Consider the following 15,616-nt stretch of genomic DNA (forward strand, 5'->3'; position numbering starts at 1 on the left):
AGCTGGTTGTTGTCATATTTGCAAGCTAACATGAAGAATGCCTCTGGCATCATTTTTGTTAGGCTGTTACCTTGGGAAAAATTTTATGGATATTTCGGATTCGCAACTTCTCGTCAAACGCCCAGTCACCATTAAGGCGATCGTTACGCCACGCTGGAAAGAAGAAGCTCAGCAGCAATTGCAAAAACAGATCGACCAATTGGATTCGCAGTTGCAACAATTGGAAATGCAGGGTCAGCGGATGATTGCAGAAGTGCAAAAGCAAAGCGTTCAACCTCCCGGCCCTCAAGTTCAACAACAGATAGAGAGTATCAAATCGCAACTCAACCAAGAAAAAAGCAAGCGCCTCGAACAGAAGAATCAAATCTTGCAACAACTCCAACAGGTGCAAGTTCTAGAGCAAGAGCAAGAAGTTTCTCAAGGCCAAATTGAAAGCTTTGTCTATCTAAAAAAAGGCGATAACCTGTTGCAAAAGATGCAGGTTGAAGTTCTCCTGCGCGATGGAGAAGTGGTGGACATTCGCGGCGAGGTCTAAAAGCGACGCGATTCCAAATTTTTCGGGGAGGGAAATTCTTGAGTTTCTCTCCCCTTTTTTATAGCGATCGAACTATCTTCAAGAAGTCCAAAGCGACAGAGTTCTTAACCTTCACTCGACGGAATATAGACGGGACTACCCACGAGCGTAAAAGTAGCCCAAAAATATGGATGATTTAGAGGTAAACCATCACCGATTTGCTCGACTAGTTCCTCAGATATTTCGCGAGGTTGACCGTCGAGAATAATTTGACGGTTTTCCATCGCAATTCTTCCTTCGATCGCATCTATTTGTACTTCTCTCAAAGCTCGAGCAATATTGACTCCTGTCAGGGAGACCCGTCTCTGAATCCGCTGCTCCATCAGGTTACCGTGAAATTCTGTCATCATTGCTAAAGCTGCGAGTTGATTGGCTTGCCACTGGCTGGCCAGCACCGTTTTGACTCCAACTTGATTGGCAAGTTCTGCAAAGCCAAGTTGATCTCCACTTCCAGAAGTCGTCTGACAAGCACTTAGCACTAATAAATTGACTGTATTCTCGCGTAATAAATTTGTGAATTCATCGATACTCATTTGGCTATCCCACAAGTCGATAAAAGAATCCTGGGGCTTACTGATATCGAAGCTCGCGTGCGTGGCGAGATGGAGAATCTCAAACGGTTGTTGCGAGAGTACTTCTTTTATCCGATCTAATGAAAATTCTTGCTCTCGGAGAGGGAGATAGTTGCGGAACCATTGAGCGGAAATCCAATCGATCTGCGTACTGAAGGTGAGTTCGGGATTATCTTCTGGGTTGCTATCTTTCCAGGTTGAAGTTCCCATTAGCAATACGTTGACAGAGTTAATATCTTCCAAGCTTCCCTGAGAAGTGCGTACTTCTTGACTCATTTGAATAACGTCGTGAGGACGCTCGATTCGAGAGATTGGATACTCTTGGATGAGAAATTTTTCTCCATCGTGTAAAGCTGCTAGAGGAAGTGAAGATGCTTCAAATCCGTGCAGAGAAAAGAGCAGCATATCTACACGAGATTCAGTAAGCTTAGCTTCAAGAGGTTTAATAATCCAGTTGTATAAGTTTTGAGAAAATTCTAGGTAATTACTGTCGTGGATATAGTAAACATCAGCAATTTGCTCGTTCAAAGCTTCAATGCTATTACTTAAATCCTCAAATTTTCTTGCCGAGAATGTATTTAGCTTAACAGTTTCTTGTTTTGTAAATAAAACGAGATTAAGTTTGCCATTTTGAATCTCAATACAGACGATTGCCGGTGAGCTGAGCTGTGAGGCAGCATCGAGTCCTTGTAGGGCGTTACGAATTTCTGCTTCTGATTCCACGCTGCAATCAGACGTATTTTGAGCTAGCCTTCTAGAAGGCGATGAAGAAGGAATACTATAAGCAAGGCTAGGTGCAAATCTTGAAAAAGACGACAGCAGTAACAGTAAGATCGCTCCAACTGTACGACTTTTATTCAAAAACGAACTCATGATTTTGGTATTCATTGTTACTTAACGCTCTTGAGTTATGGTTGCGCTTTTCAACTTAAAATGCGCGATATTGAGATCGTCCTCAAAGCAATTGAGAGAAAGAATTGAAGGTGTGTTTATCTTCAGTATTGGATCTATAAAAGTCAAGTCTTATTCTCATGAATTCACACCTGTGCAAGCAAAATAAATTTTGTGCAAATTTACACGTGCTAAATTCACAATGATGTATTGTTATTTCCTATTACTTTTTTTATCTTGATAACTACAGACATCACACAGTGAATTCTTCAAGAGGTCATCAATATGAATATCCAAGCTTTGAGAAACGTTGCCAAACACACGAGTTTTTCCTTTGCGATCGCCGGCATTACATCTGTATCCGCTTTTGCCGCCCAGCTCTATCTTTATCCCGCGCCAATTTTCGCTCGCTCTTATAACCCTTCTACTATGACAGCTAACTGCGATCGCCAAATTCGGAATACTATTACCTGTCAGTTGGAGGGAGCGATTAACGATCGCCTGGACTATCGCCAATTTGCTGGGGTTTTCAAAAATACCAACCTTATGGACGACTTAGCAGAAACGGATTCCTCCGTTGGCACCATCGAGTTTACGGTTTTGATGCCCACAAATCGAGCGTTACCAGAGGAAACTTGGGAATGGTTACAATCTTCTGAGAATGAAGATGAAGCGGAACGTTTCGTGAAAGCTCATATCGTAGAAGGACAAATTTCACCCGAAGCAGTTGAAGAAGGCTCATTCGTCACCCTGGCAGGAAACACCGTGGATATTAAAGTCGAAACGGCAGAACGTATTCGACTCACTGGAGAAATGGGTTCGTTGGTTGTGGATAAGACAGATGCATTGAACCCTGGAAACGGTGTAGCTATCAAAATCGATAAAGCACTCGTTCAACCCAATCTGTAGTTTGAATTATCGCACTCTTCTATCTCCTCTCAAACTTGGGAGGAGATATTGCTTAGGGTTCGAGATTCTCCTCTTCGGGTTTCTCCTCATTGTCCTCAATTTATTCCGGTTGTTCCCCCACTAAACGGCTGCGAGCTTCCCTTGCAGGTGCAAATTCCGAATTAATTTCCAGAGCGCGAGCGTAGGAAGCAATCGCCTCTGCTTCTTTATCTAAATTTTCTTGCACTTGTCCCAATTGATACCAAGCGAGAGCATCTTCAGAATTTAGCTCGATCCCTTTTTCGATCCCTTTTTCGATCGAAGTCTGCGCCAGTCCCCAAGATTGCATTTGAGCCAGTGCAACCCCTCGCAAAACCCAAAGTTGCGGAGCGTCATCTTTCAAGTCGATCGCTCGATCGAACTGGGATATAGCCGCGCTATACTTTTCCTGTTGCAGGAATACCATCCCCAAGCCCTGTAGCGCGGGGACAAAATCTGGCTTTGCATCGAGTGCTGTATTGTAAGCTTCGAGCGCCTCTCGGTAATCTGAAGACTTATCTCCATCCTCTCTAGGACGATCGGTATGGAAAGACCCTTTAGTTGTCAAAATAGTGTGCTTTTGGGAAGATGGAGCCAGTGAAATTGCTTCCTCGATCTGCTCTAACGCTTCATCAAATTGCCCCAAAAGAAATAGCGAGTTGGCTTGTTTGGAGAGAGCGGGAAAAAAAGTCGGGTTGATAGCTAGGGCTTTGTCGAATGCTTGTTTTGCCTCTTCGTAACGTTGTAATTGGTTTAAAACATCTCCCCTACCGATCCAAGCATCCAGATTTTGAGAATGTGTAGAAACTTGACGGTCGTAGATTTCGAGAGCAGCTTCGTAGGCTTGGCGGGACTCGAGCAAACGACCTAATTCTTTGAGGGCTAAACCTCGGTTTTGTCGAGATTTGGGATCGTTACGATCGAGAGCCATCGCCGCATCGAATGCCTCTAGTGCTTTTTTGTCCTCCCCTAAACCAATGAGAGCCGTTCCTTTCCCGTTCCAAGCCATGGGGTTACTTTCATCGAGTTCGATCGCCTTTTCGTAGGCTGCTAGTGCTTCATCATCGCGATCGAGTTCGTATAAAGCTAACCCCAGATCGTTCCAATATTTTGGATTTGTCTCATCGTCTTCTGTCGCTCTCTGATAATCTTTCCGAGCCTCATCTACACGATTCAGAGCGAAGAAAGCATCACCGCGAAGATTCCGCTCTTCGGGAGACTCAGATCGAGTATTCGTTGCCTCCTGATACGCTTGCTCTGCTTCCTCATAACGATTTAATCGATCGAGAACTCTACCTTGATTCACGAGGACTTTCAGATTATTCGATTCGAGTTCGATCGCGTTTTGGTAAGCAACCAGGGCTTTTTCCAAATTTTCCGAGTCGAAACTTTTGAGTTCGGCTCTGGCTTCCCCCAGGCGATTCCAATCCTCTGCCGATTCGAGTTCGAGCGCCTCTATTTTGTCATAAACCCCGATCGCCTCCTCATCATCTCCCAATCGAGCGAGAGCTTCTCCCTGTTTGAATAAAAACGTCGGATTCTTTCTTGCGAGATCGATAGCTTGCTGGTAGACAACAATTGCCTCACTATGGCGATTTAATTGAGAGAGAGTATCTCCAATATCAGCTAAAAAATCCGGATTTTTTGGGTCTAGTCGATCTGCGCGTTTGTAGGCATTGAGAGCATTAGACCATTCCTTACGTTGAAAATAGATATCACCGAGCTGGTTCCAAAGAATACCCGATCTCGGTTTGTCCAGTGTGGCTGTCTCGCAAACTGTAAAAGCATTGTCTAACTGGTCTTCTTTAAGTGTATCGATCTCGGTTAGAGCCTCACATTGACGAGTGGCTGAGTTCGGTCGAGTCGAAAAAAACACGAACGCACTCAGGACGAGCAGCAGGCTACCAGCACCAATCCCGAATAGTCTCAACCGGAAGCGAGGATGCTGTACCCAAAGTTGTTGGAGTTTCCGCAGTTGTGGGAATTGTTGAAATTTATCAATCCGCGATTGGCTGCGATTCAGATCGCCGAGTACATCCTCAACCAGTTGGTAGCGAAGTCTGAAGTCGGGATGTACCATTTTGGACAAAATAGCGGCGAGTTTGGGATCGAGGTGAGGTAATTCGCTGCGCCAGCTCGTTTTTGGGTTGTATGGGTCTTGCAGTTCGTCGGCATGAACTCCAGCCAAAGCCTGAATTGCAATGGAACCGACTGCGTAAATATCCGCACTAGAGTCCGATCGAACGTTACCTCGATCGGGTGGCAAATACCGATTTCCATCTCTCGAACCGATGGGACTTAGTTGCGGTTCCCGTGCCGCACCAAAGTCAACTAACACCAGCTTGCTGTCAGAAGTTCGGCGAATAAACGCACTGGATTGAATATTGCCGTGAACAATTCCGGCTTGATGGAAGCATCTTAAAATTTGCAAAATATCTTGCAATAGCGATCGCACTTGTCGGTCGGTTTGTCTTCGACCCGAAGCCAATTCGCGATCGAGGGGAATCCCCTCAATATATTCCCGGACGATATAAAAGTCTCCCTCACTTTCAAATTCATCCAACTGGCTGGCAATTTGCGGATAGTCTCCCAAGCGACGGAGGCGAGTGGATTCGATCGCAAAGAGTTGTTGTGCCTGGAAACCTAAATTAGAGTCGGGGATAATGCGATGGACAATGCAGGGTGTGGAAGAGGAAGATCGAATCTTTAAGGCTTTATAGGTTTGGCGATGCTCGTTCCCCCCCAACAATTTGATGAGTTGGTAGCCTCTGTCGAGCGTATGTCCCGTCAGAGGTACGACTGTTAAAGGTCTCAAATCCCTCAGAACTTCCGTTGCAGATCGATAACGCCGATCGAACCGAGGGTGTACCATCCGATCGAGGATTTGCTTTAACCGATCGCTACACGTCTGGCGATGGGGATGCCAAATGACTTGGTGGTTGAAATCTCGAAGTTGGCGCGGAAATATCCCCGTCAACGCTTCGATCGCCGTCATCCCTAAAGCATAGAGATCGTTGCTCGGATGTAATACTCCATTGCTTTGTTCGAGGGGTGAGTAGCCGGGGGTTGCAATTTGGGTTGGCGGTCTGCCATCTGCATCGATATGGTTAACTTCTTTAACCGATCCAAAGTCAATTAAAACGATTTTGTTGTTGGATTCCCGTCGGATTAAGTTGGGAGGTTTGATGTCCCGGTGAATAACTCCCAGTTGGTGGAGAAATTCTAAGGCTTTGAGAACGTCGTAGAGCAAGCTAACGACGCGACTTTCATCCCACTGCTCGCCTTCGGCAATTTCTCGACCGAGATTCGTGCCGGGAATAAATTCCTGCACCAGATAGAACTCCCCTGCTTCATCGAAGCGATCGAAGAATTTGGGAACTTGGAGATGGTTGGGTAAATTGTTCAGGATGCTGGCTTCGCGATCGAACAAACGTTTGGCTATTTCCAGCTTGTGCGGATCGGCATATTGCGGTTGGAACTGTTTGACGATGCACTGGCAAGCATTGGGGTTGCGAGTATCTTTGGCGAGATAAGTCTGACCGAACGAACCTTTGCCGATCGAGCTAATAATTTTGTATCGTCCGTTTAAGACGTGTCCTTCGGGTAGTTCTACGGACATGAGTCGATCTAAAAGATAGATGCTTACAAATTGGAGTTGAGAAAAACGAAACCAACCGAGTTGCCAAACCCTTGTCCTGAAAAGATTTGATAGTCGCTAGAGATAGATTGAGTCCCAATACCGAACAGGCTAACTAGATTCGGAATTTTCATTAGCTACATAGAATTTAGTCTAAACTCCAATTACCAAGAATGCAGGTTTAATTTCTGGCGAACTAATTATTCAGTTAAAGGACAATGCTGGCTAGCGAACCGTCGGATCAGAGGAGGTAATGAAAACTGCACGTCGTCTCCTGTCGGAACTTGCTCGACGAGCGATCGATCTTTGAGTACGGTTAAGGCTTGCATGAGTTCGGAACTCGATGGGGGTTGAATTCGATCGCGCACCCGCTCCAAGGAAACTGCGCCATTGGTTTGCATTAAAACTGCCACGATCTGTTTCTCTAATGGGGAAAGACGATCGAACTGTTGGCTCAGAAGAGTGGTCAACTCGTCATTGAGGAGGGTTGTACCCAGATCCAAAAACTTAGAGACGCGACCCCCGCAAAGCTCTTTGACGTGCCACGCCACTAACCGCAAGATATGAGGATTACCTCGATAGTGATTGATGAGTTCGTTCCAATCAGCTTCGTCGGTTAAACCCTCTTCCCGGAAAATCTCTCGCGCTGCTTCTTTCAATCCTTCCAGTTGCAGGGACTTCACTCGCCGCGTTTCCCGTTCGACTAGAGTTACTGCTCCCGGCTTCTCTCGGCTATTGAGTAATACGCAGCTTCGATGCCGTTCCCGTCCTACCCGTCTGAGGAAGTCTCCATACTCCCCATCGTCGCGATGACCTTCCGGTAAGACAGTTTCTACGTTATCTAAAACGATGAGACACCGATGGTTTTGCAGAAGTCCCATCAGTTTGGAGGTGCGATCGCTAACGGAATCTGGTAGTTCGAGATTTGGCGTTGGTGAGAGAAACTGGATGATGTCCGCCAGGAGATCCGGTAGAGCGGGTGCGTACTGAAGCGATCGCCAAATGAAGCAGTCGAATTGACTTTGAATCTCGTCTGCCAGCATCACGGCCAGCGCTGTTTTCCCGATTCCCGCCATTCCCCATACGACCACCAGTCGGCATTGCTTCTCCAGCAGCCACTGTTTCAAGGTTGCCAGTTCTTCAGTGCGATCGTAAAACTCTTCCACCTCCGGCGCTTCCCCCCAATCCACCGAAGATGAAGATACAGTGGAATCCGCCGTAACCGCGCTGTTACCTTGCATTAACTCAGGCTTGTACTTAGCAAACAATGCCATAAGAGCAGGACGTTTGGAGCTGCGATCGTATGAAAACTCTTCACTTAAGCCAAAGTCACTACAGATGTTCCCGATATGCTTTCTGACCGTTGCTTGCGTGATATATAGCAATTTTTCGATTTCGGCATCGGTTTTACCCTGCAAAAACAGCTCTAGAACGTCTTTGCGCCGTCGCGGGAGGCGATCGAAAGTTTCGTTACAGTTTTTTTCCTTCATGGTTTTATGCTAGCTAAGGTTCACAGATGTGTAAATATACACAATTGTGCATTTTTCGAGCAGAGCACCCCGATCGAAATAAGCATTGGGAATGCTGATGCAAAAATACTCAAAGCGCAAAGTTGTCGAAATGTTTTAAGAATGTGGTGCAAGCGTTTAGGGCTAAAGCTAACTGTCCGCGATCGAGCAAACCGATCGAAGAAGCGTAAGATAGCTAACACCACACACTCTTTTTTTTGTAGAAATTTTTACAGACTAGTTTGGCAGTTCGATCGTTACTTCTACTTCAATTTTGAATTTAGATAAGTCCGGCAGTTCAATATCTGGAGAGATAACACCTCCAAAAAAATAGACTGCGATAAATGGAAGAAAGTATGACTTGAGTTGAGTTAATGATTTTGAATCAAATCGAATCAGCATTTGATTAATAATTTGAGTGTTTGTTGTTCGTATTGTAAAGTCTATTTTGTTGGATTTTCCTTTGTGGAAAAAAGTTTCACAAAGGAAAAATTCAGACGAATTAAAAATAAATCTATTAACACAAACGTGTATTTCAAAATAAATAAAAATATATTAAAATGAATTTCAGTAATCGAATTATTTATTCTTCGAGCGTAGAGTCGAGCCGCCAACAAAATGTTGGCGGCTCGACCTGCTTCCGTTTTTTACTTTGATTCTTCCACTAGCACCCTGAATTTCAAATAGCTCCACAATGAAAGATCGATTAAGTTTCACCTAGGATTTCGATAACCTCGAACAAAAGCTGAATTGACGAATCATCTAATTCCAGCTTTTCGGTGAAAATTCCAAAAAGAATACCTAAAACGAAGATGTATTTTAAAAGTAACTCCAGAAATTTAATTTTTTGCTCGTTCTTCATCTTCATCTACTTCTCAAACTCTATGATTTCAAGATATATTTCTTTTGGTTTAAAATCCATTCACAATTGAATAGTCTCAGTCAACACCTCAAGACCGCTCTGTGTATCTTTCTACACCAATAAATTAAGAAATAGTTCTGAGCTTATGAATGCAAGTACTTTCGCGCTTGTTGAGATTTGCACGCTCTGATTTGCGCTGGATCGCTTCGAAACACACTAATTCTGCAACAATCGATCGAGGGACATCTCCATATCGGGAAATGCCAAAGGCGCGATCGCCCCGTCTCTCAATTCCTGCTGTTTCGGGTAAGCCTACCTTACTTCACGATGTACGCCCGGAATATGGCGGTAGCGGTACTCTACGCCTCAATATGTATCGTTCGTGGGTTTTGATGCCAAATTGCTGGGGTGGTGTTTTACGATCGATTTCAAACCCCATCCTCTGCCAAAACCGCAACCCCATCTCATTGGTTGCGAAAACGGCTAAAGAGATTTGAGATATACCTTGTGCCGATACCCAACCCTCAAACGCTGTGTAAAAGTCTTTCCCTAAGCCTTTGCCCCGGTATTCCGGTGCGATCGCCATTAGCCCGATCCACCAGGTGCGATCGTCGGGATAATGTCGAACCGATTCGATGACTCCCACCAAAATATTATCTCGATCGAACAAACCAAAAACATATAAATCTTGCGGGGTTTTACCATCCGGTGGAGTTTCAAACTCTTCGCGAGCGGCTGTTGGAGACGGGGCAAGTCCGTCGGAGAAGAGGAAAAAATCCGTACATCGATCGTAGAGAACTTGAAGAACATCCGCATCTTCGGGTAAGAGCTGCTGGATGGAGTAATTACGTCCTACGGAAAACTGGGCTGAATTATCCATTTCGAGGGTCAAACTTGGATGCTTAAAAACCAACTGTTTGATTCGTCGTTCTCAATGGCGGGATTAGCACAAAAAGACCCGACGTGAAAGTTTACCACGTCGGGTCTTTTGTCTGCGGGAGATCCGAGAAAGATCCCCAAATGCGGGTTGGGCGATCGCACATTGAGTCCATCAAACCACCCAACCCGAAAATCGATCGCGGTTTACTCGGCCAGCGGTTCCCGCGCCACTTCTTCTAGCCCAACGGATTTGAGCAATTCACTCCACTCTACTTCGAGTTGAGAATCGTCCGGATGGGACAGCCTCAAATCGGCTAAGGTGGCGAGAGTGTCGTACCAAATGCCCGAAGCTGCGTATAAAACGGCTTGCTCTAAAGGATCGGCTGTTTCTAGCTCGGCGCTCAGTGCAACATCGGGTTCGATGCGCTGTATCCACCCTTCCACTTTAGGATCGCCCGGATCGAGTTCGTCCCCGCAGATGAGGGAAACCGACCACTTATAGTTTGTTCCCATTGCCAAAATCGGAGCGGTTTCGGGAACTGTGAAGCTGAAAATTCCCGGTGCATCGGAGATCGGCAGCGTGGTATGGTAGTGGTAGTTCTCGTATTCGTCTTCCATGCTAATGAAGACTTCGCTTGCAGAAGAGCGAGGAAGATAAACAAATAGCGTCGGTCGCTTTTCGGTGGTCAATCCGCGATCGTTTGTCGGGATCAAAGAGGTGACGGACGCACTACTTTCGTTGGATGGCGATAAACTTGCCGTTGTCGAATGTATCGCGCTGGAGGTTTGCGTACAGGCTCCCCCATCGCGAGAACTAGCCCCAGTGGTGTTGCGCGGTGCGGGTTCTGCGGGCGACTCGAAGGTCACTTGAGTGCTAGCTTGCTTTTCTAGGTTAATCGACTGAGCGGTTGCCGTTTTGGGTTGCCCCGCAACGACGGCCAGTGTTAAACCCAACCCGAGCGATGCGACGGTCGGTAGATGCCAGGAATCTTTTAAATTCATCGTGTTAATGTCTCCTTCTGCCATGAAATAAAGGGCAATCTCGGTGTAAGCTAAAAGGCTCTTTTTATGAAGTCTTCGATTACAGCCAATTTCCCACAAGAATAAACGGGGCCCAAAAATAGGGGTGTTTGTACGTGGGATCTTGCAACAGCGAAATTTGAGCTTGCCGCAGTGCCTTGGCTTTGTTAATTCCGGGTCCTTCGATGAGTTGTTGGTAAAACTTCACCATCAGCACGGCCGTAGACTCGTCATTGACGTTCCACAAGGTTGCCAAAGTACTGCGCGCTCCAGACCGCACCGCTAATCCTGCCAGCCCCAATGCTGCTCGGCGATCGCCCAAGGCGGTTTGACACGCGCTTAGAACTAAAAGCTCGATGGGGGTGGCACGATTTTGTTCTCGCACTGTTAGCAAGTCTGTAAATTCTTTTACCCCGATCTTATCTTCCCAAGTCAAAATAAACGTGTCTTCGGGATTGGAACTAAATTGACCGTGGGTGGCTAAATGGATGATGGGAAAGCCAATGATATCAATGCGATCTTTGAGGGTGAGTCGGGTGAAATCTCGATCGAGAAACACCTGTGCGGTTGCCTTGGCTGCAATTTGGCTGATTTCAAATGCTACGGCTGGCAAGGCGGAAAATCCTTGACGGGCTTCTGTCAGTCCGCCGGTGAGAATGGCTAATCGATCGAGATCGAGGGATTTGGGTTCGAGCAGTTGCAGTCCGGGAGAAATCGCCACGCCGTACTTTTCGATCGTGTAGCGCTCGCCATCGTGCAAGGCGGCGATCGGAATGTTGCGAAATCCTCCATCGGGGATGAAGACGAGAGTTTCGATGGCGTGGGTTCCAAGGTCTGCTTCGATAGGGCGCAGGAGCCAATCGTAGAGTTGTTGCGACAGTTGCAAGCGCAGTTGGTTGGGAAATGCCGGGTTGAGGGATTGCCGCATTTCCCCGATGAGGCGCTCGACATCTTCGGAAGGGAGGGGGGTTTGGTAATGGCGCAGGGTGCCATCGGGCAACGATAGCACCACGGCGAGGCGATCGGGCAAAATAATCGGATAGACGACGGCTGCGGTGGGATCGATCCGATCGATTTGCTGGGGTTGGGCATCCAAACAGGCTTCGCGCAAGAAGTTATCGAGTTCGGCTAGCTGAAGGGATTCGAGGACTTGGCGGGCATCTTTGAGGTTGGCTTGACTGGGATTCGATCGCAGCAACAAGTCTACCAGTTCTCGGTAAACGGGTTCGACGCGCTCCCGGAAAGAGACCTGGGCTTCGGGGTCGCGGACGAGATCGCTGCGGAGGCTACCGAGGGTTTTGACGGCTTCTTTGTAAGCGACGATCGCCCCGGAGATATCCGAGTCTTGTTTGAGAATACGACCGAGCTGCCACTGCCAGCGATAGGCGATCTCCGATGCATTTGCCGCCTCAGATAAAATTATGGCTTGCTCGGTGAGGTTGCGAGCGGTTTGCCACTGTTGGTTGCTCTCGTAGAGTTGACCCAGGTAGCCCAAGGCGTAAGATTCGGCTTTGGGATCGTTGAGGTCTTTGGCGATCGCGATGGCGGTGGCTAAGTGCCGCGCGATTCGATCGTTGTTTCTTGGGGTGTTTGTCGCAGGGAGTTGAGTATCGAGATCGGTTGGGTTCTGCGCTGAGGCGGTCATGGAGAGTTCTGCAAAATTCACCCGAGCATAAATCCCCCCCCGACTGGGAGGGAGCCTATCGAGGTTCGATTCGATCGCCGACAGCAGCGAGGAGAAATCGTCTCCCTCCTGGGTTTTCAGCCGCAGGTTGAGGTGGTTGAGCTGGGCTTGGAGTTGGGTAAGGGGAGAAACGGCCGTGGCGGCGGCTTGTTGGTAGTAGGCGATCGCCGCGTCGGTTCCTTCCGGTAACGCCCTGGCGGTATTGCCAAGTTGGAAGAGGGTTGCGGCGATCGCGTCTGGGTCGTTGAGTTGTCGGGCGATGGCTAAACTTTGCCCCAACGCGCTCTGAGACTCTTCTAAGCGCCCCAACACTTGCAAGGCAACGCCCAAACTGCGCAAGCCCGCAGCCTTGAGTCCGTCGTCCGGTTGTTCTTGCAGTCGCTCGTTGGTGCGCTCTAGCAGGGTTGCCGCTCGTCGGTACGATCCCAGGGTTTGCCAGACTTGAGCGCGATCGATCTGGCTGCCGGATACGCCCACCTCATCCCCGGCTTCGGCATAGGTCGCTTCGGCTCGTTCCCAAGTTTCCAAGGCCGCTTCGGGTTGCCCCAGGGCTTGTTGCAGAACCCCTTGGGTGTGCAGGGCTTGGGCAAGGATAACTAAACCCCGATCGTCTAAACCGGGCTGGGCTTGCAGCAAACTCAGGCTTTGTTCGATCGATTCTCGGGCGCGTTCCCACCGTCCTAATTTATGCGCCGCGAGGGCGATCGAACTCAGACTCAAGGCTCGTTCGATGGGTTCGCCTCGATTCTGGTATTCCCGTGCTGCTCCTTCCCACAATTCCAGTGCTTCGGAAAATTGTCCGGCACGATAATGTTGTCGCCCCCGTTCTAGTCCAGTTGTCGTCTGCCCCGAATATACGGAGATCGGGAGATCGCTCGCCGGGTTCGAGGGGGGTAGGGCGAATCCTGTCAGGAACGGATTGACACATAAGAGTGCTAGAAGTCCGGAGCGGATGGGAAGATGCATAAGCGGTTTGGCATTTAAAACTGCGTATCGAGATTTCGGGCGTCCGATTTGGAAAATACCAATCTAAATGCGTTTTAGGATAACGGGTCGATCGATTTTAAAATAAATTCAACGAATTATGCAAAAGTGAGTCACATTTCCGTGGCTTTAATTTTGAGACGCTAATTTTAGAAATCTGATGATGTTAAGTAGGTCGGACGAATCAAATATAAAATGGCTTTGCCCGAAACCCTCACACGGACCAAAAAGTATTCTCAGCTTAATTTCGCTTACCTACTTAATTCGACAAACGTTAGTTATTTTAAATTATACGTATGCTTGGACTATTATCAGTCCAATTAATTCTAATTTTACCAAATCTTTAAAATCAATTAAATTCTAGGAGATGATAAGTTTTTAGTAATTGTTACTAGGACTTTCGAAATCCCGTTCTAATATCAAGTTCGGTTGCATATTTACAAGTCGCCGTAAAGCGATCTGGGGAAGAGAGAAAGCTGAGGGAAAGGATTGGAGAAAAGATAAGGCGAATTATTCATATAGATAAGATATTCCAAATCGATCGAGCTATCCAAATCGCGTTATTTAGCATTATTTGCATTATTCCCCAATATTGAGATCGGAAAAGTTAAGTTCGTCAATTAAGATTGGAGCGCGACTCTTACTCTAACGCCAATTTCCCACCAAAATATAGGGTGCCCAGTAATAAGGTGTTTGATATTTAAGTTCTCTCACAAGAGACTGTTGAGCGCGATGGAGGGCTTGTGCTTTCGTAATACCCGGATTTTGTAATTCCTGATAGAATCGTTCCATCAAAATAACCGTCGATTCGTCACTCACTTGCCACAGCGTTGCTAGGGTACTTTTCGCCCCCGCCCGCACCGCTAATCCCGCCAATCCTAATGTGGCTCGATGGTCTCCTTCTGCAGTTTTGCACGCACTTAAAACTAAAAGTTCGATAATATTAGATGTGGCATCTCCCGTACCCCGCAGTAAGCTATTCAAATCGTTGGTTCGCAATAGCTCGTCGTAAGCCAAAATATAGGTTTCTTCGGGATCGGAACTGAAATTTCCGTGGGTTGCCATGTGAACCACAGAAAATATACCCGAGTTGAGGTTATCTTCTAAATTCAGCGGTGTAAATTGGGAATCGATGAGCAGTTCGGTGGATAAAGAATTTTGAATGCTCGATAATTCCTGAGTGACATTGAGTGCGGAAAAGTTGCGATCGTCTACTTCCACCGCTTCGCTAATGCCCGCTCCCAAAACTTGCAAATCGTCGGAAAAATCTTGCAGTTCAAACAGTTGCGAACTGGGCAGCAGTGCCAGGGCATACGATTTTTCAATCAGATACAAATCGGTTTTGGCATCGTAGAGAACACCCATGGGAATATTGCGCAAATCCCCATCGAGGACGAATACCAACGTTTGCAAGTCCCGACTGTTTTCCAGCGCCGTTTCAAAGGGTTCGATCAGCCATTGATAAACTTGGGTTGACTTTTCGATAACCCGTCCGGCATCCCCCCGCAGGAGCGATCGCCGTAGGGTTCGCACGGTGGTTTCCAACTCATCTCGAGGGATCGCCACAGTGTGGTGTTTCAGGGGTTGCCCCGGCAGGCGGTAAATGACTTCGAGGCGATCTTCGAGAATAATGGGGTAAATGAGGGCGGCAGTGGGATCGATGCGATCGAAATCTCGATCGATATTGGCAGTTTGGGATAAGTCGCAACTGAGGAAATTTTCTAATTCCGCCAGTTGCAGGTTGTCGATATAATCGGTGGCACGATCGATCCGTTCTTGGCTGACTTCCCCCGTTCCCTCCCGCGTTAGCAGCAAATCCACCAATCCTCGATAAACCGGTTCGACGTTATCTCGGAAAGAAAATTGTTCGTCGGGGTTCACCAGCAGCAAGTCGCCGCGTACGGAATCGAGGGTTTTTGCCGCCGCCTCGAAAGCCGCAATCGCCCCATCCCGATCGCCCTGTCGATCCCAAAGCCGCCCCAACTGCCATTCCCACCGATAGCGGATATCCGGTGCTTGGATGGCTTCCACCAGCAATAACGCTTGCCGAGTCAGGGTTTGGGCTTGGGAAAATTGAC

The 15,616-nt window shown here is 47.4% G+C and carries 9 protein-coding genes; 2 read left to right on the plus strand and 7 right to left on the minus strand.

All coding sequences use genetic code 11. The features are described 5' to 3' along the window. The first annotated feature begins 85 nt into the window (after positions 1-85). On the plus strand, positions 86-535 hold the full coding sequence (locus IQ235_RS04035; RefSeq protein ID WP_264320211.1) for a YlqD family protein: 450 nt from the start codon (positions 86-88) through the stop codon (positions 533-535). 104 nt (positions 536-639) lie between these two features. On the opposite strand, the gene IQ235_RS04040 is transcribed toward IQ235_RS04035, so the two are convergent. Then, positions 640-1,869 (minus strand): CHAT domain-containing protein, encoded by a 1,230-nt coding sequence (locus tag IQ235_RS04040; protein WP_264320212.1) that lies wholly within the window; start codon positions 1,867-1,869, stop codon positions 640-642. 453 nt (positions 1,870-2,322) lie between these two features. On the opposite strand from IQ235_RS04040, the gene IQ235_RS04045 reads away from it, so the two are divergent. Continuing rightward, positions 2,323-2,946 carry a fasciclin domain-containing protein gene (locus IQ235_RS04045; protein WP_264320213.1) on the plus strand — a complete coding sequence of 208 codons (624 nt, stop codon included), beginning with the start codon at positions 2,323-2,325 and terminating at the stop codon, positions 2,944-2,946. Positions 2,947-3,046: 100 nt separating this feature from the next. Here the strand turns inward: IQ235_RS04045 and IQ235_RS04050 are convergent, their stop codons facing one another. From IQ235_RS04050 to IQ235_RS04075, 6 genes are all read right to left on the minus strand, one after another. Then, complete coding sequence (locus IQ235_RS04050) at positions 3,047-6,583, minus strand: tetratricopeptide repeat protein (protein WP_264320214.1); 3,537 nt, start codon at positions 6,581-6,583, stop codon at positions 3,047-3,049. A gap of 218 nt (positions 6,584-6,801) precedes the next feature. After that, positions 6,802-8,091 (minus strand): NB-ARC domain-containing protein, encoded by a 1,290-nt coding sequence (locus IQ235_RS04055; protein WP_264320215.1) that lies wholly within the window; start codon positions 8,089-8,091, stop codon positions 6,802-6,804. Between the two features lie 1,202 nt (positions 8,092-9,293). Then, a complete protein-coding gene (locus IQ235_RS04060) occupies positions 9,294-9,851 on the minus strand; it encodes a GNAT family N-acetyltransferase (RefSeq protein ID WP_264320216.1) in 558 nt (185 codons plus the stop codon). 203 nt (positions 9,852-10,054) lie between these two features. After that, positions 10,055-10,852, minus strand: coding sequence for a DUF928 domain-containing protein (locus IQ235_RS04065; protein ID WP_264320217.1), 798 nt, complete (start codon positions 10,850-10,852; stop codon positions 10,055-10,057). Between the two features lie 79 nt (positions 10,853-10,931). Continuing rightward, a complete protein-coding gene (locus IQ235_RS04070) occupies positions 10,932-13,520 on the minus strand; it encodes a CHAT domain-containing protein (RefSeq protein ID WP_264320218.1) in 2,589 nt (862 codons plus the stop codon). A 663-nt stretch (positions 13,521-14,183) separates the two neighbouring features. Beyond that, positions 14,184-15,616: CHAT domain-containing protein (locus IQ235_RS04075; RefSeq protein WP_264320219.1), on the minus strand; the 1,433-nt coding region annotated here is incomplete at its 5' end.

The organism is Zarconia navalis LEGE 11467 (genome assembly GCF_015207075.1).
Lineage (GTDB): Bacteria > Cyanobacteriota > Cyanobacteriia > Cyanobacteriales > Geitlerinemataceae > Zarconia > Zarconia navalis.